This window comes from Mesorhizobium sp. B3-1-8, from assembly GCF_006439495.1.
Lineage (GTDB): Bacteria > Pseudomonadota > Alphaproteobacteria > Rhizobiales > Rhizobiaceae > Mesorhizobium.
Genome location: NZ_VFTK01000026.1, coordinates 50059 through 66860 on the forward strand (window position 1 = coordinate 50059; position 16802 = coordinate 66860).

Annotated in this window: 16 protein-coding genes; 10 read left to right on the top strand and 6 right to left on the bottom strand. The window is 64.2% G+C overall.

Annotated elements, in window-relative coordinates:
• Positions 1 to 52: 52 nt before the first annotated feature.
• Positions 53 to 562: a GNAT family N-acetyltransferase gene (locus FJ424_RS22815; protein ID WP_140658699.1), complete on the top strand. Its 510-nt coding sequence runs from the start codon at positions 53 to 55 to the stop codon at positions 560 to 562.
• 121 nt (positions 563 to 683) lie between these two features.
• On the top strand, positions 684 to 1217 hold the full coding sequence (gene ppa, locus FJ424_RS22820; RefSeq protein ID WP_112101830.1) for an inorganic diphosphatase: 534 nt from the start codon (positions 684 to 686) through the stop codon (positions 1215 to 1217).
• Positions 1218 to 1258: 41 nt separating this feature from the next.
• On the opposite strand, the gene FJ424_RS22825 is transcribed toward ppa, so the two are convergent.
• The 4 genes from FJ424_RS22825 to FJ424_RS22840 are packed head-to-tail and all read right to left on the bottom strand — an operon-like array spanning position 1259 to position 5715.
• Complete coding sequence (locus FJ424_RS22825; RefSeq protein WP_140658698.1) at positions 1259 to 2206, bottom strand: ABC transporter permease; 948 nt, start codon at positions 2204 to 2206, stop codon at positions 1259 to 1261.
• Positions 2207 to 2208: 2 nt separating this feature from the next.
• Positions 2209 to 3186 carry an ABC transporter permease gene (locus tag FJ424_RS22830; RefSeq protein WP_181181663.1) on the bottom strand — a complete coding sequence of 326 codons (978 nt, stop codon included), beginning with the start codon at positions 3184 to 3186 and terminating at the stop codon, positions 2209 to 2211.
• A gap of 1 nt (position 3187) precedes the next feature.
• Positions 3188 to 4651, bottom strand: coding sequence for a sugar ABC transporter ATP-binding protein (locus tag FJ424_RS22835; RefSeq protein WP_140658697.1), 1464 nt, complete (start codon positions 4649 to 4651; stop codon positions 3188 to 3190).
• 47 nt (positions 4652 to 4698) lie between these two features.
• Positions 4699 to 5715: an ABC transporter substrate-binding protein gene (locus FJ424_RS22840; RefSeq protein ID WP_140658696.1), complete on the bottom strand. Its 1017-nt coding sequence runs from the start codon at positions 5713 to 5715 to the stop codon at positions 4699 to 4701.
• 196 nt (positions 5716 to 5911) lie between these two features.
• On the opposite strand from FJ424_RS22840, the gene FJ424_RS22845 reads away from it, so the two are divergent.
• The 7 genes from FJ424_RS22845 to FJ424_RS22875 all read left to right on the top strand — a co-directional run bounded on the left by FJ424_RS22845 (position 5912) and on the right by FJ424_RS22875 (position 14853).
• Positions 5912 to 8320 (top strand): glucan 1,4-alpha-glucosidase, encoded by a 2409-nt coding sequence (locus FJ424_RS22845; protein ID WP_140658695.1) that lies wholly within the window; start codon positions 5912 to 5914, stop codon positions 8318 to 8320.
• Between the two features lie 56 nt (positions 8321 to 8376).
• Positions 8377 to 9384, top strand: a complete 1008-nt coding sequence (gene gnd, locus FJ424_RS22850; RefSeq protein ID WP_140658694.1) for a phosphogluconate dehydrogenase (NAD(+)-dependent, decarboxylating) — start codon at positions 8377 to 8379, stop codon at positions 9382 to 9384.
• Between the two features lie 13 nt (positions 9385 to 9397).
• Positions 9398 to 10774 carry a glucose-6-phosphate dehydrogenase gene (zwf, locus tag FJ424_RS22855; protein WP_140658693.1) on the top strand — a complete coding sequence of 459 codons (1377 nt, stop codon included), beginning with the start codon at positions 9398 to 9400 and terminating at the stop codon, positions 10772 to 10774.
• Positions 10775 to 10790: 16 nt separating this feature from the next.
• Positions 10791 to 11495: an ROK family protein gene (locus FJ424_RS22860; protein WP_140658692.1), complete on the top strand. Its 705-nt coding sequence runs from the start codon at positions 10791 to 10793 to the stop codon at positions 11493 to 11495.
• Positions 11496 to 11703: 208 nt separating this feature from the next.
• Positions 11704 to 12165: a MucR family transcriptional regulator gene (locus FJ424_RS22865; protein WP_140646091.1), complete on the top strand. Its 462-nt coding sequence runs from the start codon at positions 11704 to 11706 to the stop codon at positions 12163 to 12165.
• A gap of 190 nt (positions 12166 to 12355) precedes the next feature.
• Complete coding sequence (locus FJ424_RS22870; RefSeq protein WP_140658691.1) at positions 12356 to 13456, top strand: aminotransferase class I/II-fold pyridoxal phosphate-dependent enzyme; 1101 nt, start codon at positions 12356 to 12358, stop codon at positions 13454 to 13456.
• Positions 13457 to 13614: 158 nt separating this feature from the next.
• Entirely contained in the window at positions 13615 to 14853 is a 1239-nt protein-coding gene (locus FJ424_RS22875; RefSeq protein WP_140658690.1) for an MFS transporter, read from the top strand.
• A gap of 79 nt (positions 14854 to 14932) precedes the next feature.
• Here the strand turns inward: FJ424_RS22875 and FJ424_RS22880 are convergent, their stop codons facing one another.
• Positions 14933 to 15163 (bottom strand): hypothetical protein, encoded by a 231-nt coding sequence (locus FJ424_RS22880; protein ID WP_140658689.1) that lies wholly within the window; start codon positions 15161 to 15163, stop codon positions 14933 to 14935.
• Between the two features lie 134 nt (positions 15164 to 15297).
• Here FJ424_RS22880 and FJ424_RS22885 point away from each other — a divergent pair, with 134 nt between their 5' ends.
• Positions 15298 to 15564 (top strand): hypothetical protein, encoded by a 267-nt coding sequence (locus tag FJ424_RS22885; RefSeq protein ID WP_140658688.1) that lies wholly within the window; start codon positions 15298 to 15300, stop codon positions 15562 to 15564.
• 127 nt (positions 15565 to 15691) lie between these two features.
• Here FJ424_RS22885 and FJ424_RS22890 read toward each other — a convergent pair whose 3' ends face one another.
• A complete protein-coding gene (locus tag FJ424_RS22890; RefSeq protein WP_140658687.1) occupies positions 15692 to 16798 on the bottom strand; it encodes an SAM-dependent methyltransferase in 1107 nt (368 codons plus the stop codon).
• Positions 16799 to 16802 lie beyond the last annotated feature (4 nt).

The following is a 16802-nucleotide window of genomic DNA, read 5'->3' on the forward strand; positions in this document are numbered from 1 at the left end:
GGTTTGGCGGACTCTTTGCAATCAGCCGATGCGGGTTTATGGTTAACCAATCATGAACACGCTGACGATCGACATCCGGAAGGCAGAGCCGCGCGACGCGAGCGCCATCGCCGAGGTGCACCAGCAGGCTTGGCACGGCGCCTATTCCGGCATCATCCCGCACCGCACGCTGACCTCGATGATCAACCGCCGCGGCGTCGACTGGTGGGCCAACGCGATTCGCCGCGCCGCCACCGTGCTGGTGGTCGAGATCGGCGGGACGGTCGCCGGCTATGCCACGATCGGCAAGAACCGCGCCCGCGAGCTCAGGCAGCAAGGCGAGATCTACGAGCTTTACCTGCGTCCTGAATACCAGGGCATCGGGCTCGGCAGCCGGCTGTTCAAGGCGGCCAAGGCCCGGCTCGCCGACCATGGCCTGCGTGGCCTGGTGGTCTGGGCGCTGGAAGACAACCACAACGCCCTGGCCTTCTATGCCGGCAATGGCGGCCGTGATATCGCCGAAGGCGTCGAGGTCTTCGAGCAGAAGGCGCTGAAGAAGGTCGCCTTCGTCTGGAATGACTAGCGTCGCCTAAGTTACAGGCCATCACAAACTGTGCGCTTTCATTAGCGTTCAGTGCTATTCACCGCATTGCACCATGACGTTTCGCCCGCTATCGGTCTTGGAATCGAGAGAGGGATAGATCATGCGTATCGAAGCGATTGCGACCGGAAAGAACCCACCTGACGACGTCAACGTCATCATCGAGGTGCCGATCGGCGGCGAGCCGATCAAATACGAGATGGACAAGGAGGCCGGCACGCTGTTCGTCGACCGCTTCCTGCACACCTCGATGCGCTATCCCGGTAATTACGGCTTCGTGCCGCACACGCTGTCGGGCGACGGCGACCCGATCGACGTTCTGGTCTGCAACACGCGCGCGCTGGTGCCAGGCTGCGTCATCAATGTTCGGCCGATCGGCGTCTTGATCATGGAAGACAATGCCGGCCAGGACGAGAAGGTGATTGCCGTTCCCTCGCCGAAGCTGACTCTGCGCTACGAGAACGTCACCGAATACACGCATCTGCCGGAAATCACGCGCCAGCAGGTGCAGCACTTCTTCGAGCATTACAAGGATCTCGAGCCCGGCAAGTGGGTCAAGATCGAGGGCTGGCACGACTCCAAATATGCCAAGAAGATGATCGTCGACGCGATCGCGCGGGCCAAGGCCGCTAAATAGGGCGAGACCTTAGCCTCGCCGGGAAATGGCGGGGGGAACCCTCACCGCACCGCCTTCTCGCCGCCGGCCGCCGTGATTACGCCGACGATGATCAGTCCGGTCAGCACCAGCCGCACGCCGGCGCTGACGCCGAAGGTGTTGAGCATGGTGAGCAAGAGCACCAGGAACAGGCCGGCGCCCCAGACGCCCGGCACGTTGGCCTTGCCGCCGGCGACCGAGGTGCCGCCGATGACCACGACCGCGATCGAGGCCAGCAGGTATTCGTTGCCGATGTCGACATTGGCGCCGCGGAAATAACCGGCGAGCAGCGCCCCGTCGATGCCGCCCAGCGCACCGCACAGCGTGTAGGTGAGGAAGCGGATGCGGCCGACATGGACGCCGGCGAGCCAGGCGGCGCGGATGTTCTGGCCGATCGCCAGCACCGAGCGGCCGTAGATCATGCGCTGCAGCGCAAGCGCGGCGCCGACGGTGAAGACCACCGTCAGCATCGCCAGCACCGGAATGCCCAGCACCTGCCAGTTGGTGAAGTCGGCGAAACCCGGCGGCGGCTTGATCTGCAACCCGCGGCCATAGCTGATGTCGACGGACTGGATGATGAAGCTCGCCGACAGCGTGGCGATGATCGGCGGTATCCTTAGCGCCCAGATCAGCAGGTAGTTGATGGCGCCGATCGCGGCGCCGCAAGCAAGTGCCGCGAGCAGCCCGACGACGATCATGGCATCGCTGCCGCCCATCACCTTCATCGCGACCGCGCTGGCCAGCCCGATATTGGCCGGCAGCGACAGGTCGACATTGCCGGGTCCCAGCGTGATGACGAACATCTGGCCAACGCCGACGATGACGGTGAAGACGGCAAGCGAGAGCGCCGCCGTGACCATGCCGCCGGCGCCATAGCCGCCGGTGAAGACAATCGTTGCCAGCCAGACGACCAGCGCGCCGACGAAGGACCAGATCCAGGGTTTTTCAAGCACCATACGCAGCGAGGCCATCGCTACCTCTCCCTGCGGCTGATCAGCACCCGCGCGGCAAGCACGATGATCAGGATCGCGCCATTGGCGGCCACCTGCCAGTCGGGCGGGATGTGCATGAAGGTCAAGAGCGGTGATGCGGCCAGCGCCAGCGTCAGCGCCCCGAGCACCGCGCCGATCGGCGACACGCGCCCGCCGACGAACTCGCCGCCGCCGAGGATGACGCCGGCAATCGACAGCAGTGTGTAGCCGTTGCCGATATTGGCGTCGGCCGAGGTGGTGATGCCGATCAGCGCCATGCCGGAAAGCACGCCGAACAGGCCTGTCAGCGCGAACAGCACGACCTTGGTCTTGAGCAACGACCAGCCGGCGCGCCTCAGCGCCGCGGCGTTGCCGCCGGAACCGCGCAGGATCACGCCATAGGACGTGCGCATCAGGCCGAAATGCACGACCGCGGCGATCAGCAGCGCGGCAAGGATCGGAAACGGGATGTAGGGCGGCTTGAAGGACATGATCGAAAGCAGCCAGTCCGGCGCCTTGCCGCCCGGCTTGGGCAGGACCAGGATGGCAAGCCCCTGCCAGACGAAACTCATGCCGAGCGTGACAACGATCGACGGCAAATTGCGCAGATGGATCAGCGCGCCGAGCAAGGCATAGACGCCGATCGATCCCAGCAGAACCACGATGCCGATGAGCGGCGCATCCCTAAGCCAAGTTGCAGTCACGCAGCCGACAAACCCCACGAACGTCCCTATCGAAAGGTCGAGCTCGTTGCCGGCGATGACGAACATCTGCGCGATCGTCGCCAGCGCGATCGGGATCGCCAGGTTGAGCATCAGGTTGAAGCCGAAATAGCTGATGGCGCGCGGATTGAGCCAGGCGATCGCGATCAGCACCAGCGCCAGCGACAAGGCCGGCAAGAGGCCGCGCAGCAGGCGCGCCCGGGCAGCGCTGCCGCGCGGCGAGGATTTCGGGAGCGTGCCGGGAGCGATCGCGGTCATCTCAGGCCGCATCGCCGAACGAGGACTGGATGATCTTTTCCTCCGTCAACTCGTCGCGCCCAAGGTTGGCGACGATGCGGCCGTTCTTGAAGACATAGACATGATCGCAATTGTCGAGCTCCTCGGTCTCTGTGGTGTACCAGAGGAAAGTGCGGCCCTTGGCAGCCTCCTCGCGCACGAGATCGTAGACTTCGAGCTTGGTGCCGATATCGACGCCGCGCATCGGATCGTCCATCAGCACGATCTCGGCGTCGGAGCCGAGCGCGCGGGCAAACAGCGCCTTCTGCTGGTTGCCGCCCGACAGCGAGAAGATGTTGTTGTTCATGTCCGGCGTGCGGATGCCGATCTTCTGCTTCCAGAATTCGGCGAGCTCGGCCTCGCGCTGCGGCGAGATCAGCAGGCCGTTGCGCAGCCGGGCCAGCGAGCGGATGCCGATATTCTGCGCGATCGACCATTGCGAAAAGATGCCGTCCGACTGGCGGTCGCCGGCGACCAGCGCCACCGGCGCGGTGACCTCGATGCCTGCCCTGGCGCGGGAGGCAGCTGAGAATATGGCCAGGAGCAGGTCCGTCTGGCCGTGCCCAGCAAGGCCGGCAAGCCCGATGATCTCGCCGGCGCGGGCGACAAGCTCCTTGCCGTCCTGCTGCCTGGCCGGGCGCGCGCGAACCCTGAGCGCGCCAGGCTCGCTCTTGCGGGCCTCGGCGGCGGCTTTGTGATGCCCTTCGGCGCCACCCATGGCGGCGACCAGCTTATCGCGATCGAAGGCATTGGCGGCATCCGCCGCGACCACCTTGCCGTCGCGCATCACCACGATGCGGTCGGCGTTCTGCAACACCTCGCCCAGCACATGCGAGATCAGGATGCAGCTGCCGCCCTTTTCGACGAAGCGGCGCACGAATGAAAGCAATTGCCCCGCCGTATGCGCATCGAGCGAGGAGGTCGGCTCGTCGAGGATGACAAGGTGCAGCGGCTCGCGGGTCAGCGTGAAGGCGCGCGCCACCTCGACCATCTGCCGCCTGCCGATCGAAAGGTCGCCCGCGATATCGTCCGCCGAAATGCCGTGGTCGGGAAAGATCTCGTCGAGCTTGGCGCGGATGAGATCCGCGGCCTTGCGCCGCCAGCCGAAACCGGTGAGCGAGGGATGGTTGATGCGCGTATTCTCGGCAATGCTGAGATTGGGGCAGAGCGACAATTCCTGAAACACGCAGCGTATGCCGAGCTCGAGCGCCCGCGCCACCGAATAGCTCGCCTCCTGATTGCCGCGCACGGCGATCTGCCCGCCATCCGGTCGCAGCGTGCCGGCCACCATGTGCATGAGCGTCGACTTGCCGGCGCCGTTATGTCCGACCAACCCGACGCATTCGCCAGCGCCGACATGGAAGTCGACGCCGTTAAGCGCCCGGACGGCGCCGAAATGCTTTTCGGCGCCGTCCAGTCTGACGATATCCGCAATAGCCTGGAGCATTCTCAACTTTTATCCGGTTGGCGATGCGGGCGGCAACCTGCCCACCACTATTGCTTGATGTTGGCCTTGATGGCCGCGATGGCGTCTTCCTGCGTGTATTCGTGGGTGGCGACGCCGCCTTCCTTGATGTTCGGCAGCGCGGCCTCGAAATCGTCCTGGGTGAAGGCCAGATAAGGCACCAGAAGATCGTGCGGGATGTCCTTGCGGCCGTCGAGCACCTGCTGCGCCACCCAGAAGGCCAACGTCGACACGCCGGGCGCGATCGAGGCCGACCAGGTCTGGTAGCCGTCCTTTTCCTTCTGCTCCTTCCACCACTTCAGCTCGTCCTGGCGGTTGCCCATGATGATGGTCGGGCGCGGCTTGCCGGCTGCGGCGAAGGCCTGCGCGGCGCCATAACCGTCACCGCCCTGGTCGACGATGCCGACGACATCGGGCAGCGATGGCAGGATGGTCGCCACCGCCTTCTGCGCCGTGGTCTGGTCCCAGTCGCCGGTCACCGAACCGACGATCTTGAACTCCGGATGGGCGGCGACGCCTTCGAGGATGCCGGCATGGATGGCATCGTCGATCGAGGTGCCGGCGAGACCGCGGATTTCCAGCAGATTGCCGCCCTTGGGCTGGAACTTGGCCATCTGCTCGACTTCCTGCTTGCCCATGTCCTTGAAGTCGACGACGACGCGGTAGGCGCAGGGTTCGGTGACAGTGCCGTCGAAGGAGACGACGGTTATGCCGGCATCGCAGGCCTGCTTGATGGCGCCGTTGAGCGCATCCGGCGAGGCGGCGTTGATGACGATGGCGTCATAGCCCTGCAGGATCAGGTTCTGCACCTGGGCGGCTTGGGTCGGCACTTCCTTGTCGGCGGTGGTGAAGACGTCCGCCGCGGCGACGATCTTGTCGTCGACCGCCTTCTTGGTGACGATGCCGTAGCTGTCGAGCATCGCCTGGCGCCACGAATTGCCGGCATAATTGTTGGAGAAGGCGATCTTCTTGCCGCTGGTGTCGGCAAGCGCGGTGCCCGAGGCGAGCATCGCCGCAAGTGCACTCAATACGAGCAGTTTCTTCATGTCGGTTCCTCCCGAGGTTGCTGATATTGCCTGATGATCGTTACGTGCAGTCCCTGTTTTTTATCTATTGTCAGACAAATTCAGACGAACCGCAAGCTGTCAACTGCAAAGCCTTGGCGCCGTCGATCAACTTGCGGTGCGACGATTGATAAGCCGCCGCGTCATGGTCTAGGAACACGGGCAGGAGACAGATTGCATGGCAGTGACGCCGACCGTTGCTCGAGGCGCGCCCGGAATACCGGCACGCTGGACATCAAGCGCCAAAAGCGGTGTCGGCACCGCGCTTTCGGCAAAAAGCCCGCTCTGGTTCACCATCAGTCACGGCATTCTGAACGAGATCTATTATCCGCGCCTCGACAGCGCCTGCACGCGTGACCTGGGGCTGGTCGTGACCGGTCCCGGCGGCTATTTTTCCGAAGAGAAGCGCGATGCGGCCCACACCGTCGAACCTTTCGAGGACGGTGTCCCTGGCTACCGGCTGACCAACATTGCTTCCGACGGTGCCTACAGGATTGAAAAGCGCATTGTTACGGATCCGAAACGAGCAGTCCTGCTGCAGGAAACCAGTTTCACCGTCCTCAAGGGCCAGGCTGCCGATTACCGCGTCTACGCGCTGCTGGCGCCGCATCTCGTCAATGCCGGCATGGGCAACACCGCCTGGATCGGCGAGCACAAGGGACAGCGCATTCTTTTCGCCACCGGACGCGGCGTATCGCTTGCGCTCGCCTCCTCCTTGCCCTGGGGCGCCTGCTCGGCCGGCTATGTCGGCTTCTCCGACGGCTGGCAGCAATTGCACGACAACGGCGCGCTCGATCCCTCAAGTCGGGTGGCCGAGGACGGCAATGTCGCGCTGACCGGCGAGATCGGCTTTTCGGCCGGCAAGTCGGCCGCTTTGCTGGCGCTCGGCTTCGGCGCTTCGCCTGAGGAAGCCGCCGACCTTGCAATTGCAAGCCTGAAACAGGGCTTCGAGCCGGCTGCGAAAACCTATGTCGAGAACTGGCGGAAATTCCAGGCTGGGCTGGAAAGACTCGACCGTCGCGCCGCCTCCGGTCTGAACGCCTACCGCGTCAGCAGCGCGGTGCTGGCGACGCATCTGTCGATCGCCAGGCTTGGCGCCGCCGTTGCCAGCCTGTCGATCCCTTGGGGTTTCAACAAGGGCGACGACGATCTCGGCGGCTATCACCTCGTCTGGCCGCGCGACCTGGTCGAGACGGCGGGCGGCTTCCTCGCTGCCGGTGACAGCAGGCAGGCGCTGCAGATCCTCACCTATCTGCGTTCGATCCAGCAGCCGGACGGCCATTGGCCGCAGAATTGCTGGTCCGACGGGACCGCCTATTGGCCCGGCATCCAGATGGACGAATGCGCCTTTCCGCTGCTGCTTGCCGATGCGTTGCGCCGCGCCGGTCACCTGCCGAAGTCGAAGCTCGCCGACTTCCTGGCGATGATCGAGAACGCGGCCGCCTATGTCGTGCGCAACGGCCCGGTCACCGGCGAGGATCGCTGGGAAGAGGACGCCGGCTACAGCCCGTTCACGCTGGCCGTGGAAATAGCCGCATTGCTCGCAGCTGCCGACATGCTGGACGCCTCCGGTAAAAATGAGCCGGCAAACTACCTGCGCGAGATCGCCGATTGCTGGAACGACCAGATCGAGCGCTGGACCTATGTCACCGGCACCCCGGCAAGCGCCGGGGCGGGCATCGAAGGCTATTATGTCCGTATCGCCCCGCCCGACGATGGCGGCGCCGCGTCGCCGAAGGACGGCTTCGTGCCGATCAAGAACCGGCCGCCGGCCGATACCGACAGACCGGCCGAGGCCATCATCAGCCCGGATGCCCTGGCGCTGGTGCGTTTCGGGCTCAGAGCCGCTGACGATCCGCGCATCCTCAACACCGTCAAGGCGATCGACGCCGAGCTGCGCCGCGATCTGCCGCAAGGGCCGCTCTGGTACCGCTATACCGGCGACGGCTATGGCGAGCATGAGGACGGGGCACCCTTCGACGGCACCGGCCGGGGGCGGCCGTGGCCGCTGCTTGCCGGCGAGCGCGCCCATTACGAGTTGGCCGCCGGCCGCAAGGACAAAGCGGCGCAACTGCTTGAGACTTTCGAACGCTCGGCCGGCGTCGGCGGCCTTCTGCCGGAACAGGTCTGGGATCGCCCGGACATGCCGGACCGTGAATTGCGGCTGGGCGCCGCTTCCGGCAGCGCCATGCCGCTGGTCTGGGCGCATGCCGAGCACATCAAGCTTTTGCGCTCGCTGCGCGACGGCGCCGTCTTCGACCTGCCGCCGCAGGGCGTCGAGCGCTACATCAAGGGCAAGACGGTCTCGCCGCGACGGATCTGGCGCTTCAACAACAAGATCCGCTCCATTCCCGCCGGCAAGGCCCTTCGCGTCGAATTGTCGGCGCCCGGCGTCGTCCATTGGAGCAGCGACAAATGGCTGACCGTGCAGGACAGCAGGACGGCCGAAAATGCGTTCGGCATTCATCTGGTGGATTTGCCCGTTAGCCGCCTGCGGCCGGGAACCACCATCGTCTTCACTTTTTTCTGGCCCGGGGCGATGCGTTGGGAGAATGTCGACTTCAGCGTCGGCATCGACGCGTCATAAATCGACGCAACAGGGCCAGTAGATTTCTTCTTTCCTCAAGCAATCGGGATGAAACCATGCAGATCGGAATGATGGGACTGGGCAGGATGGGCGCCAACATGGTGCGGCGCCTGATGCGCGACGGCCATGAATGCGTCGTCTACGACATCAATTCGGCAAGCGTCGCCGGCATGGTCAAGGACGGCGCCATTGGCGCGGCCTCGCTGGAGGAATTCGTCGGCAAGATCGCCAAGCCGCGCTGCGCCTGGCTGATGCTGCCGGCCGCGATCACCGGCAAGATCGTCGACCAGGTCGCAGCACTGATGGAGCCGGGCGACATCATCATCGACGGCGGCAATTCCTACTACCACGATGCCGTCGACCAGGCGGCGAAGCTGGCGGTGAAAGGCATCAACTTCGTCGATGTCGGCACCAGCGGCGGCGTCTGGGGCCTGGAGCGGGGTTACTGCCTGATGATCGGCGGCCCCGACGATGCGGTTAAGCATCTCGATTCGGTCTTCGCCACGCTGGCGCCAGGCGCCGATGCGGGCGCCAACCCGCCCAAGGATGCCGGCACGGCGCCCTTCGGCTATCTCCATTGCGGGCCGAGCGGCGCCGGCCACTTCGTCAAGATGGTGCATAACGGCATCGAATACGGCGTCATGGCCGCCTATGCCGAGGGCATGAACATCCTGAAGTCGGCCAATGCCGGCAAAAGGCAGCGCACCGCGGACGCCGAGACCAGCCCATTGGAAAACCCGCAATACTACCAGTTCGACGTCGACTTGCCCGCCGTCGCCGAGGTCTGGCGGCACGGCAGCGTCATCGGCTCCTGGCTGCTCGATCTCACCGCCGGCGCGTTGAAGAGCGATCCGGCGCTCGCCCAGTTCGGCGGCCGCGTCTCCGATTCCGGCGAAGGCCGCTGGACGCTGAAGGCGGCGATCGACACCGGCGTCCCGGCGCCGGTGCTGTCCTCGGCGCTGTTCGACCGCTTCTCCTCGCAGGGCGAATCGCAATTCGCCGACAAGCTTTTGTCCGCCATGCGCTACGCCTTCGGCGGCCATATCGAAAAGCCGAAGGCGTGAGGGGAGAAACGGCATGAGCCAGGAGAGGTCCGACACGCTGGTGCTTTTCGGAGCGACCGGCGACCTTGCGCACAAGAAGATTTTCCCGGCGCTCTACCAGATGGTCGCCAAGGGGACGCTGACCGAGCCGGTGATCGGCGTCGCCTTCGAACCCTGGGAACTCCCCAAACTGGTGGACCGCGCCCGCGACGGCATCGTCACGGCGCTGGGTTCGATCGACGACAAGGTCTTCGCCAAGCTCGCCTCGCTGCTGCGCTATGTCAGCGGCGACTACCGCGACGGCGCGACCTTCGAGAAGCTGAAGACGGCGCTGGGTTCCGCGCAGCGGCCGCTGCACTACATGGCCGTCCCCCCGACCATGTTCGAAACCGTCGTGCAAGGACTGGAGCAGTCCGGCACCGCGCGCGGCGCGCGGCTGATGGTGGAAAAGCCGTTCGGCCACGATCTGCAGTCGGCGCGCTGGCTGAACCGGGTGCTGCATCTGGTGTTCGACGAACAGTCGATCTTCCGCATCGACCACTATCTCGGCAAGGAAGCGATCCAGAACCTCCTCTATTTCCGCTTCGCCAACGCCTTCCTCGAGCCGATCTGGAACCGCAACTTCGTCGAAAGCGTCCAGATCACCATGGCTGAGGATTTCGGCATCGAGGGCCGAGGCAAATTCTATGACGATGTCGGCTGCATCCGCGACGTGATCGAGAACCACCTGCTCAACATCCTGCTGCTTTTGGCCATGGAACCGCCGGTCGGCCGCTCGGCCGACGACCTGATCGACGAGAAGGTGCAGGTGCTGCGCGCCATTCGCACGCTGACCAAGGGCGATGTCGTGCGTGGCCAGTTCGACGGCTATCTGGCCGAACCGGGCGTCAGGCCCAACTCGCCGGTCGAGACCTTCGCGGCGGTGCGCTTCTTCGTCGACACATGGCGCTGGCAGGACGTGCCTTTCTTCATCCGCGCCGGCAAGAACATGCCGGTGCACGCCACCGAGGTGATCGTGCGTATGAAGCGGCCGCCGCTTGACGTCTTCGACCCGATCAAGCCGGGCGACGCCAATTATGTGCGCTTCCGCATCGACCCGCAGGTGGCGATTTCGATCGGCGCCCAGCGCAAGGTCGCCGGCGACGACATGATCGGCGAGCAGGTTGAGCTGACCGCGCTCGACGACACCAAGGGCGACATGCCGCCCTATGAGCGGCTGATCGGCGACGCCATGAACGGCAACGGCCAGCTCTTCACGCGCCAGGACGCGGCCGAGCTTGCCTGGCGTATCGTCGGGCCGGTGCTTGGCGACACCACGGCGCCGGCACTCTATGCGCCCAAGACCTGGGGGCCGGCCGATGCCATGAACGGCTTCGGCCCGCCCGATGGCTGGATCAATCCGAGCAAGTAACTTCGGGGAGGACGGGATGGCGAAGGCAGCAAAAACCGCCGCGGCGAGCAGCGATCCGATCGTGCTCGCCATCGATGTCGGTGGCTCGCATGTAAAAATCCTCACCAGCGCCGGCGGCGAGATGCGCCGCGTCGCGTCCGGGCCGAGCCTGACCCCTGACCAGGTCGTCGCTTCGGTGAAGAAACTGGCGGAGGACCTGGACTACGACGTCATCTCGATGGGCTATCCCGGTCCCGTGCGCGACAACAAGCCCTCGCTCGACCCCTTCAATCTCGGCAAGGGCTGGAACGGCTATGATTTCACCGCCGCCTTCGGCAAGCCGGTGAAGCTCGTCAACGACGCGCTGATGCAGGCGATCGGCAGCTATGACGGCGGCCGCATGCTCTTCCTCGGCCTTGGCACGGGCCTGGGCGCCGCCATGATCATCAAGAATGTCGGGCAGCCCATGGAGCTTGCCCACCTGCCCTACAAAAAAGGCGCCAGTTTCGAGGATTATGTCGGCGAACGCGGCCTGGTAAAGCGCGGGAAGAAGAGATGGCGCAAATACGTATTCGACGTGGTCGACAGGCTTCGCGCCGCCTTGCAGCCGGACTATGTCGTGATCGGCGGCGGCAATGTCGACAAGCTCGATGAATTGCCTGAAAAATCCCGGCGCGGCGACAACACTCGCGCTTTCGCGGGTGGATTTCGACTATGGCGCGACAAGGCGCTGATCGTCTGATATTGTTACATTTCAGTATAATTGTTCAAAACAGCGTGTAATGACACGACAGATCATTGCGTCGCGCAGATTTGCCGACTAGGAATTCGCGGGCCTGCGGCGCCAAGCACCTTTCCGGATTCGCAAAACAACGCTCGCGGCGCTTTGACATTACACACCGCGAAGACCGCAGCGTTTTCGCGGCCTTGCGGCAATATGGAGGGACTACGTGGACGAGGACACCAGTACAGCCAGGGAAGTCGACCTGCTCGAGCTCACCGCTCACATCGTATCGGCTTATGTCGCGAAAAACCGCCTGCCTGCTTCGGGCCTGGGCGAACTGATCGCCAGCGTCGCCTCCTCGATCGGCGGGATAAGCCGGCCGGCGGAGCCCGCGGCGCCCCCGCCGGTTCCCGCCGTCAATCCCAGGCGCTCGGTGACGCCGGACTACATCATCTGCCTCGAGGACGGGAAGAAGTTCAAATCGCTGAAGCGCCATATCGGCGTGCATTTCGGCCTGACGCCCGAAGCCTACCGCACCAAATGGGGCCTCCCCGTGGATTACCCGATGGTCGCGCCAAATTACGCGGCGTCGCGCTCGCAGCTCGCCAAGTCGATCGGCCTCGGCCGCAAGGCGGAACCGGTGCCGGCGAAGCCCGCAAAGGGCAGGAAGGCCAAGGCGACGGCCTGAAATAACGCGCCTGCACCAATGGTTTAAGCAAGCCTGCCGAGGAATCCGCCCTGGCAGGCTTCCTGCTTTTATGGCTTGGATACGGCCGGAGACCAGAGCAATTCCAGGAAAAGCGTGAAGCGTCCGGAATTGCAGACAGGACGATCGGTTTGTCGTTTCCATGAACGATCAACCGCTGGGGGACATAGCCATGAACTACGCCAGGATGGTGATCGAGAAGGAAGCGCCGGAGGAATACGGCTACGGCCGCATCCGCTACAACCTTTCCGAGAGCTCGATCGCCGACCAGAAACTGTCCGACATCGGCCTCGCGCTGCCCGACCTCACCTTGTTCTATGGCGAGCATCGCGGCGACAAGGACTTGCGGGCGCTGATCGCCGGGCAGGACAGGGGCCTTTCTCCCGACGATGTGCTGGTGACCGCGGGCGCGGCCGGCGCGCTGTTCATCATCGCCACGTCGCTTCTGTCGGCCAGCGATCATCTCGTGGTCGTGCGGCCGAACTACGCCACCAACATCGAGACACCCAAGGCGATCGGCTGCGCCATCTCCTATGTCGATCTCGATTTCGACCAGGGCTTTGCCATCGATATCGAACGCCTCACGGCCGAGCTGCGGCCGAACACGAAACTGATCAGCGTCACCTGCCCGCACAACCCGACCGGCACGATGATGATACGCGCCGATCTCGACGCGTTGATTACGCTCGCCGAACATCACAAGTGCCGGCTGCTGGTCGACGAGACCTATCGCGACCTCTCCTACGGCGAACGCCTGCCCGCGGCGGCCTCGCTCAGCCCAAGCGCCATCAGCGTCTGCTCGCTGTCCAAGGCGTTCGGCATTCCGGGGATCCGCATCGGCTGGCTGGTGACCCGCGATCCGGAGCTGCAGGAAATCTTCCTCGCCGCCAAGGAGCAGATCGGCATTTGCGGCAGCGTCATCGACGAGGCGATCGCGCGCACCACGCTCGAACGCCGTGACGCCTTTCTCGCCTCGCTTCTCCCCGAAATGGCCAGGCGCCGCGACATCGTCCAGGTCTGGATCGAAGGCGAGCCTCTCGTCGACTGGGTGCGGCCGCAAGGTGGTGTCGTCGGCTTCCCGCGGCTCAACGTCGATGCCGGCTTCGACCTCGACAAGTTCTACACAAGGCTGCTGGAGCAGCACGGCACCTATGTCGGTCCCGGCCACTGGTTCGAGATGCCGAAACGCTTCTTCCGCCTCGGCTTCGGCTGGCCGAAGGAAGCGGAGTTGCGCGGCGGGTTGGCGGCCATCTCGGCTGCTTTAAGGCGGTAACTTCCTCGTGCAATCGGCTGAAAAGTCCAAAAGCCCTTGATCCAAACTCGATTTTGAAGCATATGCGCCGCGAACTTTATTAAGTTTCATTGGCCAGAACAGCGCCCATTCGGGAAGTGCCCCGCTGGCCAGTGTTTTTCGAAACGGGGCCTATCTCCATGACCGCAGAACAAATATCGCCGGAGCAGCGCTACGCTGCTTTCCGCCACCGCCCGTTCCTCAGCTATTGGACGGCGCGCTTCCTCACGACCTTCGCCACCATGATCGTGTCGGTCGCCGTCGGCTGGCAGGTCTATGACCTGACCCGCGACCCGTTCGACCTCGGCGTTGTCGGCATCGTCCAGTTCCTGCCTTCGCTGCTTCTGGTCCTGGTCACGGGCGTGGTCGCCGACCGCTTCGGCCGCCGCCTGATCATGACCCTGGCGACTCTGATCGAGGCCGGCTGCGCCTTGGCCCTGCTGCTTCTGACGCTGCGCGGCCTGACCAGCCCTCTGCCGATCTTCATCGTGCTGGTGATGTTCGGCATCGCCCGCGCCTTTTACGGCCCGGCCTCCTCCTCGCTGTTCGCCAATCTCGTGCCGCAGGAGGATTTCGCCAACGCGATCGCCTGGAACTCGTCGGCCTGGCAGACGGCGACCATCGTCGGCCCGGTCGCCGGCGGCCTGCTCTACGGCGTTTCGGCGGAAGTCGCCTACGCTACAGCCGCGGTGCTGATGCTCGCCGCGGCCGCGCTCATCTTCACCATTCCCAAGCCCGCCCAGCAGACGGCCACCGACAAGCCGACGATGCAGACGCTGTTTGCCGGCTTCGGCTATATCTGGGGCGAGAAGATCGTGCTCGGCGCGATCTCGCTCGACCTGTTCGCCGTGCTTCTGTCGGGCGCCTCGGCGCTGCTGCCGGTCTATGCGCGCGACATATTGGAGCTCGGCCCCTGGGGGCTCGGCCTGTTGCGCTCGGCGCCGGGCATCGGCGCCATCTGCGTCGCCGTCTGGCTTGCCGGCCATCCGATCCGCGACCATGCCGGCAAGATCATGCTGGGCTTCGTCGCTCTGTTCGGCGCCTTCACCGTGCTGTTCGGCGTCTCGACCATCACCTGGCTGTCGATCGTGGCGCTCGCCCTGCTCGGCGCCACCGACATGTTCAGCGTCTATATCCGCGAGACGCTGATCCAGCTCTGGACACCGGACGAGGTGCGCGGCCGCGTCAACGCCGTCAACCAGGTCTTTGTCGGCGCCTCCAACGAGGTCGGCGAATTCCGCGCCGGCACGATGGCGGCGCTGATCGGCACGGTTCCCGCAGTGGTGATCGGCGGCATCGGCGCCATCGCCGTCGCCGGCCTGTGGGCCTATCTGTTCCCGGCGCTGCGCCAGGTGCGGCATCTGAACAGCCGCAACTGACAAAGTTCTGGATCTAGGCTGCTGGTCCGGGCTCGGGCCAATCAGGCGCCGCCGTCGCTCAATGAGATAGGAGCAGCTTCTACTCCGAAAAGCTGACGCTAACGCCACGCTGCCGAAAATAGGCCTGCATCAGCTTGCGGCCCGCGCGGTTGTTCTGCACCAGCCTGGTTGGATCGAACACCGCCTGTTTTTTCCCCTCTCGCGCCAGCGCTGCCTTGAGTGCCGCGATATGGGCGTCGATGTCGGCATTGTCCGCTCGGAGTGAGGCGTAGATGCTTTCGGTCGCCTCGGCCACGGTCAGTTCGTTCACAGGGTGTCGTCCTTTGATTGATCGGGCGGCGCATAACACAGATTCGTGGCCGCGCCGATACCATCCATTTTTGTTCCTCGCGTTTTGAGGGGATGGCTTCTATTTTGGGCAGTGCCTAACAGGAGGGTTACGTTGTGAAAATACGCACGACGACGCACAATCATCCCGGAGAACCAGGCGTCATTCTGCTGGATCAGCCATTGGCGAACATGGCCGTGGCGACCGACATTCGCGATGGCGCAACGACGCTGTTCGGAACCGTTGATCTGCAGGTGAACTATTCCGGCAAGTACGACATCAGAGTTGAATTATCACCGGACGAACTCACGCGCATTTATCAGCTGCTTGTCAAAAATCTCCTCGGGAAAATACAGGAACTTACCGCTGAACCAGTGCCTTGAAATTCTTTAACCCCGGGGATTTCGCACAAGCACCTGATACCGAACGGGGCGAAGTTCGGCGTCGCCTCCTTGACGTCCCGCGACCGAGACCAGGCGCAAGTGCGGGGCGCATAGGTCTCGGTACCACTTATCCTTTGACGATCTCCGTCACGCAGTGGACGTAGTCCATCCGATGGCCTTCGGGGGCGCGCGCGACATCGGCTTCGTACGCGCCGTAAAGAGCGTCGACGATTGCGGAACGATCGGCCACGGGACGCGAGGGGTCGAGCGCGTTGGCAAAGACGGTTTCCGACCAGGAGCGGAGCGTCGGCACATAGGCCCTGGCGAAGGTCTGCGCATTGCCATGGACCAGGAAGGCTTCGGCATAGGGGCACGGCGTCACCATGGTGAAGATGTTTTCCAGCCTCAGTCCGGCCTGCGACACCGGCGAAGCCGGATCGCGGAAGGGTGCCGCGAACTCGCCCGGTGTCTTGTAGAATTGCTGGAACGTCGCGTTGACATATTCCGTCTCGCTGATCCGCCCCGCCCGAGCCAGATCGCGCCAATGGCGCGCGAAGCCGTCGAACATATCGACCCCGGTCGTGTGTCCGAGATAGCGCCCTTCTTCGTCGACGCAGAAATTGGCCAGCGCCAGCCTGCCGCCCGACCTGAGCTCGCGCGCCCTGGCCAGCAGGATCGTCTCCCAGTCGCGCAGCCCCTGGGCCCGAAACTGCGCCCGCTCGGCATCGGTCGCGCCGACAGCCTGGACATGGTCGGCGATCATGCAGGGCCGCTTGCTGATCCAGTGCATCGCCGTGGCGGAAAAGCCGAACGAGAGCGAATTGTCCGGCACGATCTGGCGATAGAAGCTGGTGCCGCTGCCGAAGATGTAGAGCCCGGGTGTCTCGGCCAGCGGGACCTCCGTCGAGGTGCCAAGCAGTCCCTGGCTGAGCCGGAAAAGCGTCGAGAAATCATTGTGGGGCAGGTCGGTGTAGGTGATCGATATCGCCCGGTCCGGTTCCCTCTCCTGAACGGCGCCGACCAGCCGCCGCATCATGTCCATCGAGGTGCCGCCGTCGGCCGCGCCGAAATCGGCGATGGCGAATGGCTGGCCGTCGGCCAGCCGGGGCATGCCGGCGACGGCCTCGACGACGAGATCGCCGACCTTGTCAATGACGTATTTGGCGCCCACGGTGTTGGCCGAGTAATAACCCGCTCCGCGCATGGCGATCTTCTGGCCGTCGGCTGCGCTCATTTTT

Excerpts from the sequence above, each read along its gene's own strand:
- FJ424_RS22815 (WP_140658699.1), top strand. The coding sequence starts at position 53 with ATGAACACGCTGACGATCGACATCCGGAAGGCAGAGCCGCGCGACGCG.
- ppa (WP_112101830.1), top strand. The coding sequence starts at position 684 with ATGCGTATCGAAGCGATTGCGACCGGAAAGAACCCACCTGACGACGTC.
- FJ424_RS22825 (WP_140658698.1), bottom strand. The coding sequence starts at position 2,206 with ATGGCCTCGCTGCGTATGGTGCTTGAAAAACCCTGGATCTGGTCCTTC.
- FJ424_RS22830 (WP_181181663.1), bottom strand. The coding sequence starts at position 3,186 with ATGACCGCGATCGCTCCCGGCACGCTCCCGAAATCCTCGCCGCGCGGC.
- FJ424_RS22835 (WP_140658697.1), bottom strand. The coding sequence starts at position 4,651 with ATGCTCCAGGCTATTGCGGATATCGTCAGACTGGACGGCGCCGAAAAG.
- FJ424_RS22840 (WP_140658696.1), bottom strand. The coding sequence starts at position 5,715 with ATGAAGAAACTGCTCGTATTGAGTGCACTTGCGGCGATGCTCGCCTCG.
- FJ424_RS22845 (WP_140658695.1), top strand. The coding sequence starts at position 5,912 with ATGGCAGTGACGCCGACCGTTGCTCGAGGCGCGCCCGGAATACCGGCA.
- gnd (WP_140658694.1), top strand. The coding sequence starts at position 8,377 with ATGCAGATCGGAATGATGGGACTGGGCAGGATGGGCGCCAACATGGTG.
- zwf (WP_140658693.1), top strand. The coding sequence starts at position 9,398 with ATGAGCCAGGAGAGGTCCGACACGCTGGTGCTTTTCGGAGCGACCGGC.
- FJ424_RS22860 (WP_140658692.1), top strand. The coding sequence starts at position 10,791 with ATGGCGAAGGCAGCAAAAACCGCCGCGGCGAGCAGCGATCCGATCGTG.
- FJ424_RS22870 (WP_140658691.1), top strand. The coding sequence starts at position 12,356 with ATGAACTACGCCAGGATGGTGATCGAGAAGGAAGCGCCGGAGGAATAC.
- FJ424_RS22875 (WP_140658690.1), top strand. The coding sequence starts at position 13,615 with ATGACCGCAGAACAAATATCGCCGGAGCAGCGCTACGCTGCTTTCCGC.
- FJ424_RS22890 (WP_140658687.1), bottom strand. The coding sequence starts at position 16,798 with ATGAGCGCAGCCGACGGCCAGAAGATCGCCATGCGCGGAGCGGGTTAT.